Annotated in this window: 21 protein-coding genes; 10 read left to right on the top strand and 11 right to left on the bottom strand. The window is 68.9% G+C overall.

The window, feature by feature from the left end; genetic code table 11:
* Positions 1–77: 77 nt before the first annotated feature.
* A complete protein-coding gene (locus tag BLV49_RS15510; protein ID WP_091187572.1) occupies positions 78–1,133 on the top strand; it encodes a hypothetical protein in 1,056 nt (351 codons plus the stop codon).
* A gap of 99 nt (positions 1,134–1,232) precedes the next feature.
* The gene (locus BLV49_RS15505; protein WP_091187569.1) at positions 1,233–2,651 is read left to right on the top strand and encodes an aminopeptidase P family protein; all 1,419 of its coding nucleotides are present in this window, start codon (positions 1,233–1,235) and stop codon (positions 2,649–2,651) included.
* On the opposite strand, the gene BLV49_RS15500 is transcribed toward BLV49_RS15505, so the two are convergent.
* A complete protein-coding gene (locus BLV49_RS15500; RefSeq protein WP_245723737.1) occupies positions 2,648–3,079 on the bottom strand; it encodes a YflT domain-containing protein in 432 nt (143 codons plus the stop codon). The two genes, BLV49_RS15505 and BLV49_RS15500, sit on opposite strands and share 4 nt — an antisense overlap.
* Before the next feature lie 144 nt (positions 3,080–3,223).
* Between BLV49_RS15500 and BLV49_RS15495 the strand changes: the two genes are divergently transcribed.
* Genes BLV49_RS15495 through BLV49_RS15485 form a run of 3 tightly spaced genes read left to right on the top strand, consistent with a single transcriptional unit; the run spans position 3,224 to position 6,165 of the window.
* A complete protein-coding gene (locus BLV49_RS15495; RefSeq protein WP_091187564.1) occupies positions 3,224–4,501 on the top strand; it encodes a magnesium transporter MgtE N-terminal domain-containing protein in 1,278 nt (425 codons plus the stop codon).
* Positions 4,494–5,015: a DUF1003 domain-containing protein gene (locus BLV49_RS15490; protein WP_091187562.1), complete on the top strand. Its 522-nt coding sequence runs from the start codon at positions 4,494–4,496 to the stop codon at positions 5,013–5,015. Before BLV49_RS15495 ends, BLV49_RS15490 begins: the two co-directional genes overlap by 8 nt.
* On the top strand, positions 5,005–6,165 hold the full coding sequence (locus BLV49_RS15485) for a P-loop NTPase (protein WP_091187559.1): 1,161 nt from the start codon (positions 5,005–5,007) through the stop codon (positions 6,163–6,165). Before BLV49_RS15490 ends, BLV49_RS15485 begins: the two co-directional genes overlap by 11 nt.
* A gap of 4 nt (positions 6,166–6,169) precedes the next feature.
* Here BLV49_RS15485 and BLV49_RS15480 read toward each other — a convergent pair whose 3' ends face one another.
* Genes BLV49_RS15480 through BLV49_RS15470 form a run of 3 tightly spaced genes read right to left on the bottom strand, consistent with a single transcriptional unit; the run spans position 6,170 to position 8,386 of the window.
* Positions 6,170–6,763, bottom strand: coding sequence for a class I SAM-dependent methyltransferase (locus tag BLV49_RS15480; protein WP_091187556.1), 594 nt, complete (start codon positions 6,761–6,763; stop codon positions 6,170–6,172).
* Positions 6,764–6,796: 33 nt separating this feature from the next.
* Positions 6,797–8,008 (bottom strand): MFS transporter, encoded by a 1,212-nt coding sequence (locus tag BLV49_RS15475; RefSeq protein WP_245723736.1) that lies wholly within the window; start codon positions 8,006–8,008, stop codon positions 6,797–6,799.
* A gap of 9 nt (positions 8,009–8,017) precedes the next feature.
* Positions 8,018–8,386 (bottom strand): twin-arginine translocase TatA/TatE family subunit, encoded by a 369-nt coding sequence (locus tag BLV49_RS15470; RefSeq protein WP_245723735.1) that lies wholly within the window; start codon positions 8,384–8,386, stop codon positions 8,018–8,020.
* Between the two features lie 98 nt (positions 8,387–8,484).
* Here BLV49_RS15470 and BLV49_RS15465 point away from each other — a divergent pair, with 98 nt between their 5' ends.
* On the top strand, positions 8,485–9,114 hold the full coding sequence (locus BLV49_RS15465; protein WP_091187548.1) for an O-methyltransferase: 630 nt from the start codon (positions 8,485–8,487) through the stop codon (positions 9,112–9,114).
* A 78-nt stretch (positions 9,115–9,192) separates the two neighbouring features.
* Here the strand turns inward: BLV49_RS15465 and BLV49_RS15460 are convergent, their stop codons facing one another.
* The 3 genes from BLV49_RS15460 to dapE all read right to left on the bottom strand — a co-directional run bounded on the left by BLV49_RS15460 (position 9,193) and on the right by dapE (position 11,745).
* Positions 9,193–9,366, bottom strand: coding sequence for a DUF3117 domain-containing protein (locus tag BLV49_RS15460; RefSeq protein ID WP_091187546.1), 174 nt, complete (start codon positions 9,364–9,366; stop codon positions 9,193–9,195).
* Between the two features lie 83 nt (positions 9,367–9,449).
* Complete coding sequence (locus tag BLV49_RS15455) at positions 9,450–10,655, bottom strand: mannosyltransferase family protein (RefSeq protein WP_245723734.1); 1,206 nt, start codon at positions 10,653–10,655, stop codon at positions 9,450–9,452.
* 7 nt (positions 10,656–10,662) lie between these two features.
* The gene (gene dapE, locus BLV49_RS15450; RefSeq protein WP_091187544.1) at positions 10,663–11,745 is read right to left on the bottom strand and encodes a succinyl-diaminopimelate desuccinylase; all 1,083 of its coding nucleotides are present in this window, start codon (positions 11,743–11,745) and stop codon (positions 10,663–10,665) included.
* A gap of 63 nt (positions 11,746–11,808) precedes the next feature.
* Between dapE and dapD the strand changes: the two genes are divergently transcribed.
* Both dapD and BLV49_RS15440 read left to right on the top strand, forming a co-directional pair.
* Positions 11,809–12,783, top strand: coding sequence for a 2,3,4,5-tetrahydropyridine-2,6-dicarboxylate N-succinyltransferase (gene dapD / locus BLV49_RS15445; RefSeq protein ID WP_091187540.1), 975 nt, complete (start codon positions 11,809–11,811; stop codon positions 12,781–12,783).
* Between the two features lie 33 nt (positions 12,784–12,816).
* Positions 12,817–15,369 (top strand): penicillin acylase family protein, encoded by a 2,553-nt coding sequence (locus BLV49_RS15440; RefSeq protein ID WP_245723733.1) that lies wholly within the window; start codon positions 12,817–12,819, stop codon positions 15,367–15,369.
* A gap of 63 nt (positions 15,370–15,432) precedes the next feature.
* On the opposite strand, the gene BLV49_RS15435 is transcribed toward BLV49_RS15440, so the two are convergent.
* The 4 genes from BLV49_RS15435 to BLV49_RS15420 all read right to left on the bottom strand — a co-directional run bounded on the left by BLV49_RS15435 (position 15,433) and on the right by BLV49_RS15420 (position 18,811).
* The gene (locus BLV49_RS15435) at positions 15,433–16,740 is read right to left on the bottom strand and encodes a citrate synthase (protein WP_091187537.1); all 1,308 of its coding nucleotides are present in this window, start codon (positions 16,738–16,740) and stop codon (positions 15,433–15,435) included.
* Positions 16,741–16,864: 124 nt separating this feature from the next.
* Positions 16,865–17,998, bottom strand: a complete 1,134-nt coding sequence (gene dapC, locus BLV49_RS15430) for a succinyldiaminopimelate transaminase (RefSeq protein ID WP_091187534.1) — start codon at positions 17,996–17,998, stop codon at positions 16,865–16,867.
* A gap of 1 nt (position 17,999) precedes the next feature.
* The gene (fdxA, locus tag BLV49_RS15425) at positions 18,000–18,323 is read right to left on the bottom strand and encodes a ferredoxin (protein WP_091187531.1); all 324 of its coding nucleotides are present in this window, start codon (positions 18,321–18,323) and stop codon (positions 18,000–18,002) included.
* A gap of 38 nt (positions 18,324–18,361) precedes the next feature.
* Positions 18,362–18,811: a hypothetical protein gene (locus BLV49_RS15420; RefSeq protein ID WP_143034075.1), complete on the bottom strand. Its 450-nt coding sequence runs from the start codon at positions 18,809–18,811 to the stop codon at positions 18,362–18,364.
* A 127-nt stretch (positions 18,812–18,938) separates the two neighbouring features.
* Here BLV49_RS15420 and efeU point away from each other — a divergent pair, with 127 nt between their 5' ends.
* Both efeU and efeO read left to right on the top strand, forming a co-directional pair.
* A complete protein-coding gene (gene efeU / locus BLV49_RS15415; RefSeq protein WP_091187526.1) occupies positions 18,939–19,781 on the top strand; it encodes an iron uptake transporter permease EfeU in 843 nt (280 codons plus the stop codon).
* Positions 19,778–20,947, top strand: coding sequence for an iron uptake system protein EfeO (gene efeO / locus BLV49_RS15410; protein WP_091187524.1), 1,170 nt, complete (start codon positions 19,778–19,780; stop codon positions 20,945–20,947). The genes efeU and efeO overlap by 4 nt, the downstream gene beginning before the upstream one ends.

Genomic DNA, 20,947 nt, shown 5'->3' with positions numbered 1-20,947 from the left:
CATCCTATGGGGGCCCTGATCGGGCGAATAACAAGGACCGTTGACGGGGCGGAGCCGCAGTCTGGAAGAATTGGCCGATGCATCCGCAACCGGTCACGTGGCGGGAAGTGGCGATCGGCGAGACCGCGATCATCGTCAGTCACTGCGAGCCCGTCGCGATCGTGCGGCGCCTCAGGCATGCTGATCTGCTGGTGTCGTGGCCTGACCTCGACGTGGGGCTTCGTTCGCCGACGGCGACCGTATTGCGCGCTCCCACTGGTGCGTGGGTGTTGTACAGACCGATGGAGTCAGAGGATCCCGCGACCCCGCCGGGAGAACCGGCTGCGATTCATGTTGCGTGGGACGGCACTCTGACGCGTTTCGTCGCACTGCAGGCTTCGCACCTGCTGGGCGCGACGCGCCACGGTCTCTGGTTGAGCACGTTACCGTCGCCGCACCCAAGGGATCTGTCGGCGTGGTCATCGACGGATGAACTCGTGGTGCTCGGGCCCGACAGCGTGCAGCGACGTGTCTCATCCGATCGTCGCGCGGCGTTCGCCGTCGATGATGGCGAACGACCCATGCTGCTGCTCTACGCAGCCGCGCCCGAACCCGTCCGAACATGGGGCGGAACATCGTTCGCCCACGAGCTGCTACAGGTCGCCCTGCCGGCCGACGACGTGCCGCGCACGACAGGTGATGGCGCCCAACCGTTCAGCGAGGACGAACTGAGGGACGTCATCGACGTGATCGGAGTTCGAGACGTCGACAACGAGCCGAACGATCCCGGTCTCCGGTGGAATCGTGTCGAGATCACCGAGGCAGATTGCGAGTCAGCCGTAGCGGCGGTGCGGAGCGAATTCGCTCACCTGGCGAACTATTGGCGCGGGGAGGATGGCAGAACCTCCCCGCTGTCGCACGGCCTCAGTGATCCGTCTGTCGATGTCGAAGGCACCTGGCCGTTCACACGCGTAGAAGTGAGTTTTCGGCATCCCCACTATGTTCAGGGTCGGCTTCGACGGACGATTCGGGTCTTCGACGACGCAGGACGGGTATCCCCCGCGCTTTATGCGTCCATCCATCTGATGGAGGACCTGTCCACGGGCCGTCTGCCGTCGCCGGAGCTGGCTCACGATGGCGTCCTCGATATTTGAGCGCCCAGACTCCGCAACCCACCCGCCGTCCGAGTGACAGGGCCGCTCGTCCGGCTTGACGCTGAGCCGCCTGCCAGCGGACGGTGGAACAATAGAGGCATGGAAACGCCAGCCACAGATGTCACGACCACGCCCGTCGACAAGGACGTGCCCGGGACGAGCAACCGTTCGACGACGCCGTCGAGTTCCACTTTCCAGGAGTACATCGGCTCGCAGTGGGCGGGCAGGGCCGACGAGCTGCCTGCCGCGCGCGAGTCCGCCGGCTATGCTCGACGCCGTCGCGACGCGGTCTCTGCCGCGTTCGCGGGAAAGCGGCTGGTGATTCCGGCCGGATCGCTGCAGGTTCGTTCGAATGACTGCGACTATCCGTTCCGCGCGCACTCGGCGTTCTCTCACCTCACCGGGTGGGGCTCGGACGCGGAGCCCGACTCGCTGCTCGTGTTCGAGCCAACGGCTGACGGGCACGATGTCACCCTCTACTTCCGTGAGCGCGCCGACCGCACGTCTAGCGAGTTCTATGCGAATCCCGCTATCGGTGAGTTCTGGATCGGCGCGCGTCCCTCTCTCGCTCAAGTCGCGGCCGACCTCGACATCGCCACTGCCCACCTCGAGGAGTTCCACGCGGGCGACGACGACGTGCGCGTGCCCGATGACGCGGAGCTCACGACCTTCGTCTCAGAGCTCCGACTCGTGAAGGACGACTACGAGATCGCTCAGCTTCGCTCCGCCGTCGCCGCGACGGCGCGCGGATTCGACGACGTCATCGCCGACTTCCCCCGCATCATCGAGGAGCCGCGCGGCGAGCGCGCCGTCGAGGGCGTCTTCTACACGCGTGCCCGCCTCGACGGGAATGCGGTCGGCTACGACACCATTGCCGCGGCGGGAGCCCACGCGTGCATCCTGCACTGGACCCGCAATGACGGTCCCGTCCGTCCGGGCCAGCTCATGCTTATGGATGCGGGCGTCGAGCTCGACAGCCTGTACACGGCGGACATCACCCGCACCCTGCCCGTGAGCGGTCGCTTCACTGACGTGCAGCGCCGCGTGTACGAGGCCGTGCGCGAGGCGGCGGACGCCGCATTCGCGATCGTGCGCCCGGGAATCATCTTCCGTGACGTGCACGCAGAGGCGATGCGCGTCATCGCCGAGCGCACCGCGGAATGGGGCATCCTTCCCGGGACCGCCGAGGAATCGCTCAAGCCCGAGAACCAGTACCATCGGCGCTACATGGTGCACGGCACGAGCCATCATCTGGGGCTCGATGTGCACGACTGCGCGCAAGCGCGCCGCGACATGTACCACGACGGCGAGGTGAAGGCGGGGATGGTGTTCACGATCGAGCCCGGTCTCTACTTCCAGCCCGACGACCTCACCGTGCCCGAAGAACTGCGCGGCATCGGCGTGCGCATCGAGGACGACATCCTCGTCACCGACGACGGCGCCGTGAACCTCTCCGCCGATATTCCCCGCACAGCGGACGACGTGGAGGCGTGGATCGCACGGCAGTCGACGCGCTAGAGCGCGGCGGGCGGCTCCACGCCGAGTACGTTTCGGGCCTTGTTGGCGAGATCCGGCTCGACCATCACGGCGTAGGAGCTCGCCACGATCTGGGCGATCGAGCTGAAGTCACGGCGCTTGCGATTGATGGCGTAGTTGAACATCGTGAACACCATGCCGAAGGCGGCGCCGATGAGGATCGCGGCGCCCATGAAGACCATGTCGGCGGTCGGGTTGATCAGAATCAGCAGCAGGCCGAAGAAGAGACCGAGCCACGCTCCGCTCACCGCGCCGGACGCCGCGGCGCGCCCGTAGCTGAGCTTGCCCGTGATCCGCTCGACGCTCGTGAGCCCGTTCCCGATGATCGTGACCTTCTTCACGGGGAACTCCGCGGCGGCGAGCTTGTCCACGGCGCGCTGGGCTTCGGGATATGTCTCGTACGACGCCACGGTCTCACCACGGGGAATGCCCTGAAGCGACATTCGCCCACGACCGGAGGACTGTTGGTAGCTCACACGTTCATTGTTCCACGCTCGCCTGTGCGCTGTCGGCGAGGGTCCCGAAACGTGCGCGCGGCAGTCTAAGTTAGTGGTGTGAGTTCCACCAGAGTCTTCGTCGCCCGCCTCGCGGGCTGCACCGTCTTCGACCCGGCCGGTGACCGGGTCGGGAAGGTCCGTGACGTGCTCGTGGTGAACCGCACGAACGACCCGCCTCGCGTCGTCGGACTCATCGTCGAGATTCCCGGCAAGCGTCGGGTGTTCGTGCCGATCGGCCGAGTCACCTCGATCGCGCCCGGGCAGGTCATCACGACCGGACTGATCAACCTGCGCCGTTTCGAGCAGCGCGGTGGAGAGATCCGCGTCATCGCCGAGATCCTCGGCCGCAAGGTCGAATTCGTCGACGGCTCCGGCGAGGCGACGATCGAGGACGTCGCTATCGATGAGCGGCGACCGGGAGACTGGAACGTCAGCCAGTACTTCGTGCGACGGCCGAAGTCCTCCGGCTCCCTCTTCGCGAAGGGACCGACGGCGTTCGCGACGTGGCGCGAGCTGCGGGAGACGATCTCCACGGAGGCGCAGTCCGCCGAGCACCTCGTCGCCAGCTTCACCGATCTGAAGCCGGCTGACCTCGCGAACACGATCCTCGACCTGCCCGCGGAGCGCATGCTCGAAGTCGCGGCCGAGCTTCCCGACGACCGGCTCGCCGATGCGCTCGAGGAGATGCCCGGCGACGACCAGATCGCGCTTCTCGCCCGACTCGACGACGATCGGGCCGCCGCCGTCCTCGACAAGATGCAGCCCGACGACGCCGCCGACCTCGTCGCCCAGCTGCCGGACGAGCGTCAGGAGCAGCTGCTCGGTCTCATGGAGCCGGAAGAGGCCGACGACGTGCGGATGCTGCTCGAGTACGAGCCGGACACCGCCGGCGGGCTCATGACCACCGAGCCCGTGATCCTCTCTGCCGACGCGACGGTCGCTGAGGGCCTCGCGCTCATCCGCAAGGCGGATCTTCCGCCCGCGCTTGGCGCCGCGCTGTGCGTCACGCTCCCGCCGTACGAACCGCCGACGGGCCGGTTCCTCGGCATGGTGCACTATCAGCGGATGCTGCGGCATCCGCCGCACGAGCGCCTCGGGGCGATTCTCGACCAGAGCCTCGAGCCCGTGAGCGCGCACGCCTCCGCCGCCGAGGTCACGCGCATTCTCGCGAGCTACGACCTGGTCTCCGTTCCCGTGGTCGATGACGCCCACCAGCTGGTCGGGGTGGTGACTGTTGACGACATCCTCGACTATCTGTTGCCCGATGACTGGCGAAGCCAAGACGAAGACGAACCAGTGAGACACGAGAGCGCGAGGAGGTCGGCGCATGGCTAGGTCCCCCAAGGACGACCAGCGGCTCGACGCGCCGCGCGGCGTGCGCACTCCCCTGTTCGCGCGCAAGGGCGACGGCGACCGGTTCGGCCGCTTCACCGAGTGGGTGGCGCGTGCGATGGGCACGCCGAGCTTCCTGCTCGCGCTCACGGTGTTCTGCGTGGTCTGGATGGTCTGGAACACGTGGGGTCCCGAGACCGCGCGCTTCGACTCCGTCGCGCTCGGCTTCACGGCCCTCACCCTCATGCTGTCACTGCAGGCCTCCTACGCGGCCCCGCTCATCCTGCTCGCGCAGAACCGGCAGGACGACCGTGACCGCGTGCAGATCGAGCAGGACAGGCAGCGCTCCGAACGCAACCTCGCCGACACCGAGTACCTCGCGCGTGAGGTCGTCGCCTTGCGGCTCGCGCTGCGCGACATGGCGTCGAAGGACTTCATCCGGCAGGAGCTGCGCGCACTTCTCGAGGAGCTCGAGGAGAAGGACAACGCCTCGGAGACCGAGTCCCGTGACGCGTGAGACCGTCGAGGCTGCGGTTCGCCGAGCACTCGACGGCGTCATCGACCCCGAGATCCGCAAGCCCATCACCGAGCTCGACATGGTGCGCGAGGTGCGCGCCGATGAGGCAGGGAACGTGAGCGTCGGCATCCGGCTCACGATCGTAGGCTGCCCCGCCGCTCGCGCGATCGAGCGCGACGTGCGCGAGGCCGCCGCGTCCGCAGGGGGCGTCACGTCCGTCTCCGTGGACGTGGGCGTCATGACTCCCGCGGAGCGCACGGCCCTGATCGAGCGGCTGCGCGGGGCGGGTCGGCAGATGCCGTTCACGCGCGACTCCCTCACCCGGGTGCTCGCCATCACGAGCGGGAAGGGCGGCGTCGGCAAGTCGACGATCACGGCGAACCTCGCCGTCGCGCTCGCGAAGCGCGGTCTCGCCGTCGGCCTCGTGGACGCGGACGTGCATGGCTTCTCGATTCCCGGCATCCTCGGGCTCGTCGAGGGCGCCGTCGACGACGCGGGCGCCCCGCTCATCGTGAAGCCGACGCGGGTGGGCGAGATGATCCTCCCGCCCGTCGCGCACGGGGTCAAGGTCATCTCGATCGGAATGTTCGTCGACGACACGTCAACGGCGGTCGCGTGGCGCGGCCCGATGCTGCACCGCACGCTCAACCAGTTCCTCACGGACGTGTACTTCGGCGACCTCGACGTGCTGCTTCTCGATCTTCCGCCGGGGACGGGCGACATCGCCATCTCGGTCGGGCAGCTGCTGCCCCACGCGGAAGTCGTCGTGGTCACGACGCCCCAGCCCGCCGCCGCAGACGTGGCCGAGCGCTCGGGGCTCGTCGCCCGGCAGACGGGCCAGAGCGTCGTCGGCGTCATCGAGAACATGGCCGGCCTCGCACAGCCCGACGGCAGCGTGCTCGAGGTGTTCGGCGCGGGCGGCGGCAGCGAGGTCGCCCGTCGCCTCTCGGCCGGTCAGGACACGCCCGTTCCCGTTCTCGCATCGGTTCCGCTGAGCGTGCCGCTGCGCACGGGCGGCGACACGGGCCGGCCGATCGTGCTTGACGACCCGACGGATGCCGCAAGCGCGGCAATCGAGCGGGCGGCTGACGCGCTGCTGAGCCGCGGACGTGGTCTTGCCGGGCGAAAGCTCGGCCTCTCCCCTCGGTAGCGGCTCAGGAGTGCGCCATGTGGACTGCGCACGGCACCGCGAGCAGCCCGCCGAGCGCCGCCATGCGGTAGCGCTCGACGCTCATTCCGGAGAAGCCCGCGCGTTCGACCTCCGGCGTGATGTCGCGGTTCCACCGGCAGCCCTTGTCGACCCGTCGGCTCACGGGAGAGACGAAGTTCTGCAGAAGGCGCGTTCCAGTTCCCGCGGGCGCTGCGACGTGATCGACGAGAACGAGCAGCCCGCCGGGGACGAGTACGCGGCGGAACTCGCGCAGCGCTTGCGCGACGTCGTCGACCGAGCACATCACGAACGTCGCGACGACCGCATCGACAGTCGCGTCGGCGAGCGGAATGCGCTCGGCGGTCGCCGCGAGAACGGGACGGTCGTGCCCGAGCGCGTGCGCCGTGCGCTCGAGTGCGGCCCGGCTCTTCGCGTGGGGCTCCAGTCCGATCCAGGTCACGTCATGAGCGAAGTGCGCGAAGTTGTCGCCCGAGCCGGCGCCGACCTCGAGGACGGTGCCGGTCGCCGTCGCGACGGCGCGGCCGCGGATGCGATTGAGCTCGTGCCAGCTGACAGGTCGGGGTTCGGGGCGGGACATGCGTGCGAGGGTACCCGTCCGGGGGCTCGTCCGCTACACCCGGCGCAGCGCGGCGCCCGCGATGACGAGTCCGACGAGAGCGAGCGTGACGATCATGACCGCGGTGCCCGGCCAGCCGAACCCCGCGAGGAAGATGCCGCCGAGCCAGCCGAACAGACTGGATCCCGAGTAGTACATCAGGTTGTAGAGCGACGAGGCCTGCGCCCGGCCGGTCGTCGCGAGCTGGCCTGTCCAGCCGGAGGCGATCGCGTGCGCGGCGAAGAACCCGGCCGTCATGATCACCAGCCCCGCGAGCACGACGACGAGCTGGTCGCTGAGCGTCACGAGCACGCCGCACACCATCACGAGGATCCCGCCCGCCAGCACGCGCAGTCGTCCCCAGCGCTCGGCGAGAGCGCCGACGCGGGCCGACGACCACGTGCCGGCGAGGTACGCGAGGAACATGAGGCTCACGGCGCCCGTTGACAGGGCGAACGGGGCGCGCTCGAGCCGGAAGCCGAGGAAGTTGTACATCGCCACGAAACCGCCCATGAGCAGGAACCCTTGCGCGTAGAGCGCCCACAGTCGCGGTGAGGCGACAGCGCCGCGCACGCGGCGCAGCACGCCGGTGCGGCGTCCGGGGCGAAAGCCCCTCGGGGGCGGAGCGAGCACGACGAACAGGGCGGCCGCGGCCGCGCACAGCGCGGCGACGGCGAGGATGCCGACGCGCCAGCCGGCGATGTCCGCGAATGCCCCCGCGACGAGTCGCCCGCTGAGCCCGCCGATCGTCGTCCCGGCGATGTAGGTGCCCGCGGCCCTCGCCGTGTGAGCGGGCGCGAGCTCTTCGCTCAGGTACGCAATGGCGAGCGCGGGGACGCCACCGAGCATGAGGCCCTCGAGAAGGCGGAGGCCCAGCATGAGCTCGATGCCCGGTGCGAACGGCACGAGGATGCCGAGCACCGTCGCGGCGATGACCGCGATCGTCATCGCTCGGACGCGGCCGACGCGGTCGGCGACGAGCGACCACGGGATCACTCCGATGGCGAGGCCGAGCGTCGCGGCCGAGATGAGCACGGCCGATGTCGACTCGGTCACGTGCAGGTCGCGGGCGATGAGCGGCAGCAGCGCCTGCGGCGAGTACAGCTGGGCGAACGTCGCCACTCCCGCGAAGAACAGTGCGGCGATGAGCCGCCGGTACTCGGGCGATCCGTGCTCGTGGCCGTGCCAGCGGTCCGGCGGCGGGCCGGGGTCGCGAGGCGGGATCACCTTCTCAGGCTACGTCGCCTCCGCGTCGAACGGCGGCGGGGCCACCTCGAGCCCGGACTCCAGCTGCTGCTGCCGATTCGGCGAAGCGGGTTCGGATGCCGCGGGGCGCAGCACGGCCGAGGGTGCGGGCTCGTCGTCCTCGAGCAGGGCGTCGCGGATGATGCGGCGCGGATCGTACTGGCGCGGGTCGAGCTTCTTCCAGTCGATGTCGTCGAAGTCCTCGCCCATCTCGTCGCGCACGCGCTCCTTGGCGTCACGCGCCATGTTGCGCACGTTCTTCACGAGTTGCGCGAGTTTCGCCGCGTACATCGGCACTCTCTCGGGGCCGAGCAGGAACACGGCGACGACAGCGATGATGAGCAGCTTGTCTGCCGTCAAACCCGTACCTAGCACGAGTTCAGACTACCCCGTCGTGGCTCCGCCTCGACGCCGAGAAGCCGCCTAAACTGGCACACGATCAGGATTCAGGAGCCGCCGTGTCAGAACAAGACTCGAACTGGAAGTACGCCGACGACATCGTCTCGGAGGCCGACGCCGTGCAGAAGGCGCGCGCCCAGTCGCTCGAGCTCGGCATCACGGCCATCTCCCCGGGCACCGGCGCGCAGCTCGCACTCATCGCGGCCGCGAGCGACGCGCACAACCTGATGGAGATCGGCACGGGGGCCGGCGTCTCAGGGCTGTGCCTGCTCGCGGGCAGCGCGAAGAGCGTGCTCACGACGATCGATTCGGAGTCCGAGCACCTCGGCCACGCCCGCACCGCTTTCGCCGATGCCGGCATCGGCGCGAACCGCACCCGGCTCATCACCGGTCGCGCGCGCGACGTGCTGCCTCGCATGAACGAGGACTCGTACGACCTCGTGCTCGTCGACGCCGACCCCGCCGAGGTCATCGAGAACGTCGAGCACGCGCTGCGCATGGCGCGCGTGGGCGGCACGGTCCTCGTGCCGCACGCCCTGTACAAGGGCCGCGTCGCCGATCCCGCGCAGCGTGACGCCGTGACGAGCGCGTTCCGTTCGCTCATCGAGGAGATCGCGGCGTCCGACGCCGTCGTCAGCGCGTTGAGCCCCGTCGGCGACGGACTGCTTCAGCTGACGAAGCTCGGCTGAGCGGCATCCGACCCGCCTGTTAACCGCAGAAGGCGCCCGATCGTCGCAGATCGGGCGCCTTCTGGTTGCCTGCCGGACTCAGCCGGCTGCGACCACTCCGGCGAGAGCGTCGTGGAGTTCCTTCGCCTCATCGTCGTTCACCGACACGACGAGACGCCCGCCCCCTTCCAACGGCACACGGACAATGATCAGCCGACCTTCCTTTACAGCCTCCATAGGCCCATCTCCGGTCCTCGGCTTCATTGCTGCCATTCGGCACCCCTTTCGCGCTTGATACAACCATTATCCCGTGATTCGCGCCGCGGTGCCAATCGACTGAGAAATGCTCGCTTCCGTTACGGCGGTGTCCAGTCGTAGCCGTCGACGCGCCAGCACACCGCGAGCCAGCACCACTGCAGCGCGAGTGAGACCGCGACAGCCGCGATGCGGTACACGCGCGAGCGCGGCACGGCGAACGCGCCGAGGATCGGGAACGCCGGAGCGAGCAGCCGGAACGTGCTCGACTGCGGGAAGAACACGGCGAGCAGGTACACGAGATACGCAACGACCCACAAGCGCAAGTCGACGCCGAGGCGACGTGCCGGTCCGCTGAGCAGGCCGAGGGCGACGACGACGAGCAGCGGCAGCAGCACCCACGCGCCGCCGGGCAGCCCGAACCAGTGCAGCATCCACCAGTCGGCGCCCTCGAACCACGAGCTGAACGGCACGAGCTCGCCGTGCCCGATGTAGGAGGAGCGCCACGCGAGCTCGGTGTCGGTGTACGCCGTCATCGAGCCCGTCACGATCCACGCGATCACCGGCCACGCGAACCCCATCACGGCAGCCCACAGTCCGGCGACGCAGAGTCTCACGGCTTCCCCGACGGGGAATGGATGCCGCGCCCGGCACCACTGCCGGTGCCCGAGGTGCAGCAGCAGGAACAGCGCGAACGCCAGACCGCTCGGCCGGGTGAGCGCCATGACGGCGATGACGGGAAGCGCCGTGAGGTACCGGTGCCGCAGCACGAGCAGAAGCGCGACGCCGAGCAGAAGGAAGTACAGCGACTCCGCATACGCGACCTGCAGGATCGGCGAGGTGGGAGCGACGGCGAACAGCACGACGGCGAACATGGCGGTCGACGGGGCGAGCACCTCGCGCATGAGCCGGTGGAACACGAGCGCGGCGCCGAAGCCGCACAGCACCGACACGACGACGGCGGCGATGTCCCACGGCAGGAACGTGACCGTCATCACGAGCCGCACGACGGCCGGATACACGGGCATGAACGCCCACGCGTTCTCGCTCACGAAGCCGTCTTCCGTGCGCGGCAGCTCGCTCGGGTAGCCCCCCGCCGCGACGATCTGGTACCAGCGCCCGTCCCAGATGGACGCGAACGCGGTGTAGCCGGGCTGCGGGCCGGTCCACGGGTTCGCCTGCTGGTGCGCCGCGAACCACAGCATCATGAGCGTGGTCACGACGCGGGCGGCGCCGAACACGAGCACGACGCGGAGCCACGCGGGGAGGCGATGCCACGACCGCGCGAGCCGGTGCAGCGCGTTCACGGGCGCGTCATTCCCCGACGAGCCAGCGCCTCAGTCCGCGCTCGCACGCGATGATCTCGTCTGTCGCGCAGCGCTCGTCGTCGGCGTGCGCCTTGAGCGCGTCTCCCGGCCCGTAGTTCACGGCCGGCATGCCGAGCGCGGAGAAGCGCGCGACGTCGGTCCAGCCGTACTTGGGCTTCGCCTCGCCGCCAACGGCGCGCAGGAAATCCTGGGCGAGCGGCGCGTCGAGCCCCGGCCGGGCGGGCTCGGAACGGTCCACGATCGTGACGTCGAAGTCCGCGAACAGCTCCTGCATGCGCACGACGGCCTGCTCGCTCGACTTGTCGGGGGCGAAGCGGTAGTTGACGTGCACCATGGCTTCGTCGGGGATGACGTTGCCGGCGACGCCGCCGGAGATGCCCACGGCGTTGAGCCCCTCGCGGTACTCGAGCCCCTCGACCTCGACGGTCGCCGGCTCGTATCCGGCGAGAGTGTCGAGAACGGACGAGAGCTTATGGATCGCGTTGTCGCCCACCCAGGAGCGTGCGGAGTGCGCGCGTGTGCCGAAGGCGCGCACTTCGAAGCGGATGCTGCCGTTGCAGCCGCCCTCGACGACGGCCGCTGTCGGCTCGCCGAGGATCGCGAAGTCGCCCGCGAGCAGCTCGGGGCGCGCGTCGGCGATGCGGCCGAGGCTGTTGAGCTCGGCCGAGACCTCCTCGTGGTCGTACCAGATCCACGTCACGTCGGTCAGGGGCGCATCGAGTTCGGCGGCGAGCTTGAGCTGCACGGCGACGCCCGCCTTCATGTCGACCGAGCCGCGGCCCCAAAGGTACTCACGACCCTCGATCGTCTCGAAACGGGAGGGCACGTTGTCGTTGATCGGCACGGTGTCGAGGTGACCGGCGATGACCACGCGCTTGTCGCGACCGAGCAGGGTGCGCGCGATGACGGTGTCGCCGTCGCGGATCACTTCGAGGTGCTCCCTGCCGCGGACGGCGCGCTCCACGGCATCCGCTATCGCCTTCTCGTCCCCCGACTCGGAGGGGATGTCGCACAGCTGGCGGGCGATGTCGACGACGGAGGCGGTCAGGTCCAGTTCCGGAGCGGGCATGGGCCAAGTCTACGGCGGCCGCAGCGTGAGCTCCGGCTCGGCGGGATTGGGTAGCCTTGAGGCATGACCTCCGCTTCTTCCCCGACGTCGTCCGCGCCCGAATCCGCGTGGGGCTACGGCCTCGCGACGATCGCGAGCGACGGCACCGTTCTCGACACCTGGTTCCCCTCCCCCCAGCTCGGCTCGCTTCCGGCCGGACGGGAGAAGTGGATCGCTCCCGCCGAGCTCGAGCAGCTCGCGGTGCCGGACGAGCGGCGCGCGGTCACCGTCGATGTCGTCACTGTGGAGTCCGACCTCACGCAGCCGATCACGAGCACGTCCGACGCGTACTTGCGGCTGCACCTGCTGTCGCACCTTCTGGTCGCGCCGAACACGATCTCGCTCGACGGCATCTTCGGCCACTTGTCCACCGTCGTGTGGACGAACGCGGGCCCCGTGCTGCCCGCCGACTACGACCGGCTGCGCCCCACGCTCATGCGGCAGGGCATCCAGGCGGTGAGCATCGACAAGTTCCCGCGGATGACCGACTACGTGAGCGTCGCCGAGCGCGTGCGCGTCGCCGACGCGTCCCGTGTGCGGCTCGGCGCGCACCTCGCGCCCGGCACGACCGTGATGCACGAGGGCTTCGTGAACTACAACGCGGGCACGCTCGGCGCCTCGATGGTCGAGGGCCGCATCTCGCAGGGCGTCGTGGTGGGCGACGGCAGCGACATCGGCGGCGGCGCGTCGATCATGGGCACGCTCTCGGGCGGCGGAACGCAGCGCATCTCGATCGGGCAGCGCGCCCTGCTCGGCGCGAACTCCGGCATCGGCATCTCGATCGGCGACGACAGCGTCGTCGAGGCGGGGCTCTACGTCACGGCGGGCACGAAGGTGAGTGTCGTCGACCCGCAGGCGACCGTGTCGCGTAGTGTGAAGGCAGTCGAGCTGAGCGGAGTCGCGGGGCTGCTGTTCCGGCGCAACTCGGTCACGGGCGCTGTGGAGGTTCTGCCGCGTTCGGGGTCGGGCGTTCTGCTCAACGAAGCCCTGCACGCCTAGTTCCCCGCACGGGGCCGCTTCCGAAGGAGCACTGTGGCTCATTCCCTGCGCCGACACCCGATCGCGGCGTTCTTCCTGTGGCTGCTCGTCGCCGTCGTGATCCTCGCTCTCGTCGCCGCGGGATTCGCGCTGTGGACGGTGCAGCGCTCGTTCCCCACCACCGACGGCGAGATGGACCTGCCGGGTCTCGAGCAGCCCGTCACGGTGCAGCGCGACGAGAACGGCATCCCGCAGATCACGGCGAAGACGGCGCACGACCTGTTCATGGCGCAGGGCTTCGTGCAGGCGCAGGATCGGTTCTGGGAGATGGACTTCCGCCGCCACGTCACGTCGGGGCGGCTCGCGGAGCTGTTCGGCGAGAGCCAGGTGGGCACCGACTCGTTCATCCGCACGCTCGGCTGGCGCGACGTCGCCGAGAAGGAAGTCGCCGCTCTCGACGACACGTCGCTCGGCTACTACAAGGCGTACGCCGACGGCGTGAACGCCTACCTCGGCTCCCGCTCCGGCGCCGACCTGTCGCTCGAGTACGCGGTGCTCGGTCTGCAGAACTCCGGCTACTCCCCCGAGAAGTGGACGCCCGCCGACAGCGTCGCCTGGCTCAAGGCCATGGCCTGGGACCTGCGCTCGAATCTCGAGCAGGAGATCGACCGGGCGCTGCTGTCGACGAAACTCACGAGTTCCCAGGTCGCGCAGCTCTACCCCGCCTACCCCTACGACGAGAATCCGACGATCGTCACGGCGCCGAGCGTGCAGTCGATGACGGATGCCGCGACGCGCACGACCGCTGCGCCCGACGCAGCCGTCGGCGAGGTGACCGGGCAGCTCGAGGCGCTCAAGTCACTGCTTGACGGGGTGCCGAGCCTGCTCGGCGACGCGGGAAGCGACATCGGCTCGAACTCGTGGGTCGTGTCGGGCGAGCACACCGCGACCGGGAAGCCGCTTCTCGCCAACGACCCGCACCTCGGCCCCGTGATGCCGTCGGTCTGGTACCAGATGGGACTGCACTGCGAGACCGTCGGAAAGGCCTGCCCGTTCGACGTCGCCGGCTTCACCTTCTCGGGGCTGCCGGGCGTCGTCATCGGACACAACGACGACATCGCGTGGGGCTTCACGAACCTCGGCCCCGACGTCGCCGACCTGTTCATCGAGAAGGTCAGCGACACGAGCGACAGCTACGAGCTCGACGGCGAGCAGCATCCGCTTTCCACGCGCACCGAGACCATCCGCGTGGCGGGCGGCGACGACGTGAAGCTCACGATCCGCGCCACCGAGCGGGGTCCGCTCGTGAGCGACCTGACGAGCGCGTTCCAGACGATCACGAAGACCGCGGGCAAGGCCGAGGACCTCGGCGACGGGCAGAGCTACGGCCTCTCGCTGCAGTGGACGGCGCTCACCCCCGGCAACACCGCGCGCGCCGTGTTCGCGATGAACGCCGCGACCGACTGGGACTCGTTCCGCGACGCCGCGACGCTCTTCGACGTGCCGAGCCAGAACCTGCTCTACGCCGATACCGAGGGCAACATCGGCTACCAGGCCCCCGGGCAGGTTCCGATCCGCAAGACGGGCGACGGCACCGTGCCGAAGCCCGGCTGGACGAGCGAGAACGGCTGGTCGGGGTTCATCGCGTTCGAGCAGCTGCCGCACACCTTCAATCCGCCCGCCGGCTACATCGTCACGGCGAACAACGCGGCCGTCGGCCCGGACTACCCGCACCTCATCACGCGCGACTGGGACGCGGGCTACCGCGCCGAGCGCATCACGACGCTCCTGACGGACCTCATCGACTCCGGCCACGCGATAACCGCGAACGACATGTCGGAGGTCCAGGCCGACAACCACAATGCGATCGCCGAGAAGCTTGTGCCGTACCTGCTCGTCGTCGAGCCGAACGGCAACGCCATCACGGGGCGAAACCTGCTGAAGAACTGGGATTTCTCCGACGACGCCGACAGCGCGGCATCCGCCTACTTCAACATGGTCTGGAAGAACCTGCTCGAGCAGGTGTTCGCCCCCAAGCTGCCCGCGTCGTCTCCGCCGGCGGGCAGCGCGCGCTGGTTCCAGATCGTCGCCTCGCTGCTGCCACACCAGAACTCCGACTGGTGGGGCGAGGGGAAAGACGTGACCACGCGCGACCAGGCGCTCATCCGCGCCATGGACACCGCGTGGGACGACGCCGTCGAGCGCATGGGAAGCGACACGTCGACCTGGACGTGGGGTTCGCTGCACACCCTCACGATCCGCAACGCGAGCTTCGGTGAGTCCGGGATCGGCCTCATCGAGTCGCTGTTCAACCGCGGGCCGTACGAGCTGGCAGGCGGCTCGAGCGTCGTCGACGCGACCGGGTGGGACGCGTCACAGGGCTACGAGGTCAACTGGGTGCCCTCGATGCGTCAGGTCATCGACCTGTCAGACTTCGACGCTTCCACGTGGATCAACCTCACGGGCGCGTCAGGGCACGCGTACCACCCGAACTACGTCGATCAGGCGCCGCTCTGGGCCGAGCACAAGACGCTGCCGTGGGCGTTCACGTCGAAGGCCGTGACGGATGCCGCGACGCACACGCTCGAGCTCAGCCCGCGCCGCTGACCGCCCCGCACACGCGAAAGGTGCCGCCCGTGACCGGGCGGCACCTTTCGCGTGCGACGGGTCTCAGCGCTGCGGGAACTCCCGCTCACCCTCGCCGATGTACAGCTGGTGCGGGCGACCGATCTTCGTCTGCGGGTCCTGGTTCATCTCACGCCAGTGCGCGATCCAGCCCGGCAGGCGACCGATCGCGAACAGCACCGTGAACATGCGCGTCGGGAAGCCCATGGCCTTGTAGATGACGCCCGTGTAGAAGTCGACGTTCGGATACAGCCGACGTTCCTTGAAGTAGTCGTCCTCGAGCGCGATCTGCTCGAGCTCCTGCGCGAGGTCGAGAAGCGGGTCCTCAATGCCGAGCGAGTCGAGCACGGCGGTCGCCGACTCCTTCACGATCTTCGCGCGCGGGTCGTAGTTCTTGTAGACGCGGTGCCCGAAGCCCATGAGCTTCACGCCGTCTTCCTTGTTCTTCACCCGCTCGACGAAACGCGCGACGCCCTCACCCGACTCCTGGATGCGACCGAGCATCTCGAGCACGGCCTCGTTGGCGCCGCCGTGCAGGGGGCCCGAGAGGGCGTTGATGCCCGCCGAGATCGACGCGTAGAGGTTCGCTCCCGTCGATCCGACGAGCCGAACGGTCGAGGTCGACGCGTTCTGCTCGTGGTCCTCGTGCAGGATGAGCAGGCGCTCGAGGGCCTGCGAGAGAACCGGGTTGACCTCGTACTGCTCGGCGAGGTTGCCGAAGTTGAGGCGGAGGAAGTTGTCGACGAAGCTCAGCGAGTTGTCGGGGTACAGGAACGCCTGCCCCTGCGACTTCTTGTGCGCGTACGCCGCGATGACGGGAAGCTTCGCGAGCAGCCGGATCGTCGTCATCTCGACCTGCTCCGGGTCCTTCGGGTCCTGCCCGTTCTCGTAGTAGGTCGAGAGCGCCGACAGCGCACTCGAGAGCACCGACATGGGGTGCGCGGTGTGCGGCAGGGCGGAGAAGAAGTGCTTGAGGTCTTCGTGCAGCAGCGTGTGGCGGCGCACGCGCTCGTCGAACTCGGCGAGCTCGTCCGCCGTCGGCAGCTCGCCGTGGATGAGGAGCCACGCGACCTCGAGGTAGGTGGAGTTCGCGGCGAGCTGCTCGATCGGGTAGCCGCGGTAGCGCAGAATGCCCTGGTCGCCGTCGATGTAGGTGATGCGCGACTTCGTGGAAGCGGTGTTGACGAAGCCGTAGTCAAGGGTCGTGTGACCCGTCTGCTTCGTGAGCGTCGAGATGTCGAAGCTCGAGGCTCCGCTCGTCGAGGCGAGGATCGGGAACTCGGCCGTTCCTCCCGGGAACGTTAGCGTCGCCTTGTGTGCCTCGTCACCCGTCTGCTGTCCGACGTCGCCCACGGCGCCTCCTCTTGATTGTTCGTCACGTGTTTTGTGAACGGCCCAGCATCCGACGCGTCGCGGACTGCGTTGCCCATATACAGCCTAATCGGGTCGAACGGCTCCTGTCACAACCGACAATGGTTCACGTCTGGCTTTGGAGATCGGGCACAGCGGATGCCGCGAGCCGCCGCGCCGCCTCGGCGATGCGCTCGTCGCTCGCCGTGAGCGAGAGCCGCACATGGGTCGGGAAGAAATCGCCGTAGAAGTGCCCGGGTCCCGCGACGATGCCGAGATCCGCGAGCCGCCCGATCGTCTCCCACGCGTCCACGCCCTCCGTGATCCACAGGTAGAGCCCCGCCTCGCTGTCGTCGATGCGGAATCCGGCCGCCTCGACGGCGGGGACGAGCTGCTCGCGACGCTCGCGGTAGCGCTGCTTCTGCGCCGCCACGTGCGTGTCGTCGCCGAGCGCGACCGCCATGGCGTGCTGAAGCGGCGCCGGCAGCATGAGCCCCGCGTGCTTACGCACGTTCGTGAGCTGGGCGATGAGCGCGCCGCAGCCCGCGACGAACGCGGCACGGTAGCCGGCCATGTTCGACTGCTTGCTGAGCGAGTAGCTCGCGAGAACGTTGCGGCGGTCGTCGCCGATCACGCGCGGGTCGAGGATGCACGGGACGGCCTCGTCGGCCCACGGCCCGCTCCAGCCGAGCTCGGCGTAGCACTCGTCGTTGACGATGACCGCCCCGAGCTCACGCGCGCGGGCGACGGCCGCACGCAGCTGATCGACGTCGAGAACGCGGCCGTCCGGGTTTCCAGGGGAGTTGAGCCACACGAGCTTCGTCGCCTCGGGCCACTGCGCCGGGTCGTCCGAGGCGAACGCCTCGGCACCGCACATGGCCGCGCCGATCGCGTAGCTCGGGTAGGCGGCGCGCGGGTGGACGACGACGTCGCCCGCGCCGAGTCCGAGCAGGAACGGCAGAAGCGCGACGAGCTCCTTCGAGCCGATCGTCGGCAGCACGTTCCTCTCCTCGAGTCCCGGGACGCCGCGGCGCCGCGCGAACCACGCGACGATCGCTCCCCGCAGCTCCGGCGTGCCGATCGTCGCCGGATACGCGTGCGCGTCCGTTGCCTTGGCGAGCGCCTCGCGCACGAGTTCCGGCGTCGGATCGACGGGCGAGCCGATCGACAGGTCGACGACGCCGCCGGGGTGCCGCGCTGCGCGCTCCCGGTACGGGACCATCGTGTCCCAGGGGTACTCGGGCAGGTCGAGCCGCGGCACGCTACTGAGCCGTCTGCGGCGGAAGCGCCGCCACGATCGGGTGGTCGTGGTGGATGACGCCGACCTTCGCCGCACCGCCCGGGGACCCGATCTCGTCGAAGAACTCGACGTTCGCCTTGTAGTAGTCGGCCCACTCGTCGGGGAGGTCGTCTTCGTAGTAGATCGCCTCGACCGGGCACACCGGTTCGCACGCTCCGCAGTCGACGCATTCATCCGGGTGGATGTACAGCATGCGATCGCCCTCGTAAATGCAGTCGACGGGGCACTCGTCGACGCAGGCGCGATCCTTCACATCGACGCAGGGAAGGGCGATGACGTAAGTCACAGGGCAGCATCTCCTTCAGACGGGTGGGAACTGCCAGTCTACGCCGCGGGCGAGCGGGAACCCATGACCGGCATGCGCGGCCAGGCGAGCACGAGCGCGGCGACGAGCGGAACGACGAACAGCCACACCATGCCGACGATGCCCTGAGCGATCAGAACGGACCCGCCCACGCTCCGGAACGAGAACAGCACGACAATTCCCACGAGGCCGACGGCGGCGCTGAGAACGGGCAGCCGATCGGCGAGGACCAGCCGCAGGCCGAGGAGCAGAGCGAGCACGCCGAGCAGGGCGAGCACGAGTCCGTACGGGATCGGCACGCCGAGCAGGGTCACCTTCGCCGGATGCGCGACCGTGCCGACGGTCCCGTAGACGAGGCCGAGCACGAATGTCAGAACGGCGGTGCCCACGCGCTGGCCGGCTCCGGGCCGAGCGCGCTCTCGGGCGGGCGTCACCCCGGGATCGTACGACTCGGGCGGCAGGTAGGTCACAGAGCGATATTAGCTGGACAACGAAGCGAGGCATGGTCTACTCTCAAAATCGCCCCGCCCTTAGTGAAGCCTTACCTAACGACTTGCTGCCGGGGCTGCCCCGTCCCCCTCGGCTTCCGGAGATCTCGTGCTCGCTAACTACCTCATCGGTCTGCGCGAGGGCCTCGAGGCGGCGCTCATCGTCGGCATCATCATCGCCTACGTCGTCAAGCTGGGCCGGCGCGACCTGCTCCCCCGCATCTGGCTCGGCGTCGGCCTCTCCGTCGCGATCGCCCTCGCGGCCGGTGCGGTGCTTACCTTCGGCGCGTACGGGCTGAGCTTCCAGGCGCAAGAGGCCATCGGCGGCATCCTGTCGCTCGTCGCGGTCGGCTTCGTGACCTGGATGATCTTCTGGATGGGAAAGGCGGGCAAGGACCTCTCCCGCAACCTGCGTTCGGGAGTGGACCGCGCGCTCGAGGGCGCCGGCTGGGGACTCGTCGTGCTCGCGGTGCTGAGCGTCGGCCGGGAAGGCCTCGAGACGGCCCTGTTCGTGTGGGCGACGGTCGGCCCGGGCCACGACGGGAGCGCCGCGCTCCTCGGCGCCGTGCTCGGCCTCGCGACGGCCGTCGTCATCGAGGTGCTCATCTACGCCGGACTCGTGCGCATCAACCTGTCGCGGTTCTTCACCTGGACGGGCTACGCGCTCATGGTCGTCGCGGCGGGAGTGCTCCTCTACGGCATCGGCGACCTGCAGGAGGCGGCGCTGCTTCCGGGCCAGCACGCGATCGCCTGGGACATCTCGCACATCGTCCCGCCGACGAGCTGGTACGGCACTGTGCTCGGCGCGACCGTCAACTTCACGCCCACCCCGAACTGGCTCCAGCTCGCCGGCTGGGCCGCGTACCTCGCCGTCACCGTCCCGCTGTACGTGCGCGCGACGCGGCATCCGCGTCCGGCGCCCTCCCCCGCCCTCGTGAAAGAGACTGCATGAGAAGAACGATCCTGCTCATCCCCGCGACCGTTGCCGCCGCGCTCGCTCTCGCCGGCTGCGTGCCGAACAACGTCGCGGGGGACGCTCTCACCGTCGACATCGCGGACGACTCGTGCCAGGTGTCAGCGGCGACCGCCACGGCGGGCGCGATCAAGTTCACGGCGACGAACAGCGGAACCGACGTCAACGAGTTCGAGATCCTCGCCGAGGACATGCTGCGCATCGTCGGCGAGAAGGAGAACATCACACCCGGGCAGACGGTCGACTACGTCGTGCACCTCGAACCCGGGACGTACTACACCGAGTGCAAGCTCGGCATGGTGGGCGAAGGCGTCGGCACGTCGAAGTTCACCGTCACGGGGACGGCAGCGAAGACCGACGCCGGCCGCCAGGAGCAGATCGACGCGGCCGTCACGAACTACGTGTCGTACGTCAAGGACCAGGTGGGCGAGCTCGTCGGCGACGTGAAGGACTTCACCGACGCGTATGCCGCCGGCGACGACGCGAAGGCGCGTTCGCTGTACGCCGCCGCACGCGTGCACTACGAGCGCATCGAGCCCACCGCCGAGGCGTTCGGGGACCTCGACCCGAAGATCGACTTCCGCGAGCCGATGGCGAGCGAGGACGGCATCCCCTTCACGGGCTTCCACCGCATCGAGAAGGACCTCTGGGCGCCGGAGGGCTTCACCCCGAGCACTCCCGCCGAGCGCACGGAGCTCGCGGACGGTCTCGTGCAGAACGTGCAGAAGCTCTACGACCTGGTCTACGCGAAGGACTTCACCATCGGCATCGCCGACATCTCCAACGGCGCCATCGGCCTGCTCGACGAGGTCGCGTCCACGAAGATCACGGGCGAGGAGGACGAGTTCAGCCATACGGACCTGTCCGACTTCCAGGCGAACGTCGAGGGCGCCTCCGTCGCCTACGCCAACGTGCGCGACCTCGCCGTCTCGACGGGCGCGGACGGCAAGGCCCTCGCGACGACCATCGACGCTCGGTTCGACGCGCTCAACGCGCTTCTCGGCCAGTACGGCAGTCTCGACGCCGGCTTCGTCTCCTACACGGAACTGTCGACGGCGAACGTGAAGGAGCTCTCCGACGCGATAAACGCCCTCTCGGAGCCGCTCTCGCAACTGACGCACACCGTGCTCGGCATCTCGGAGTAG

The organism is Paramicrobacterium humi (assembly GCF_900105715.1).
GTDB classification, from domain to species: domain Bacteria; phylum Actinomycetota; class Actinomycetes; order Actinomycetales; family Microbacteriaceae; genus Paramicrobacterium; species Paramicrobacterium humi.
The sequence above is the reverse complement of the archived record's forward strand: the minus strand, read 5'-3'. Positions and strand labels throughout refer to the sequence as shown.

Excerpts from the sequence above, each read along its gene's own strand:
- BLV49_RS15510 (WP_091187572.1), top strand. The coding sequence starts at position 78 with ATGCATCCGCAACCGGTCACGTGGCGGGAAGTGGCGATCGGCGAGACC.
- BLV49_RS15505 (WP_091187569.1), top strand. The coding sequence starts at position 1,233 with ATGGAAACGCCAGCCACAGATGTCACGACCACGCCCGTCGACAAGGAC.
- BLV49_RS15490 (WP_091187562.1), top strand. The coding sequence starts at position 4,494 with ATGGCTAGGTCCCCCAAGGACGACCAGCGGCTCGACGCGCCGCGCGGC.
- BLV49_RS15480 (WP_091187556.1), bottom strand. The coding sequence starts at position 6,763 with ATGTCCCGCCCCGAACCCCGACCTGTCAGCTGGCACGAGCTCAATCGC.
- BLV49_RS15460 (WP_091187546.1), bottom strand. The coding sequence starts at position 9,366 with ATGGCAGCAATGAAGCCGAGGACCGGAGATGGGCCTATGGAGGCTGTA.
- dapE (WP_091187544.1), bottom strand. The coding sequence starts at position 11,745 with ATGCCCGCTCCGGAACTGGACCTGACCGCCTCCGTCGTCGACATCGCC.
- dapD (WP_091187540.1), top strand. The coding sequence starts at position 11,809 with ATGACCTCCGCTTCTTCCCCGACGTCGTCCGCGCCCGAATCCGCGTGG.
- efeO (WP_091187524.1), top strand. The coding sequence starts at position 19,778 with ATGAGAAGAACGATCCTGCTCATCCCCGCGACCGTTGCCGCCGCGCTC.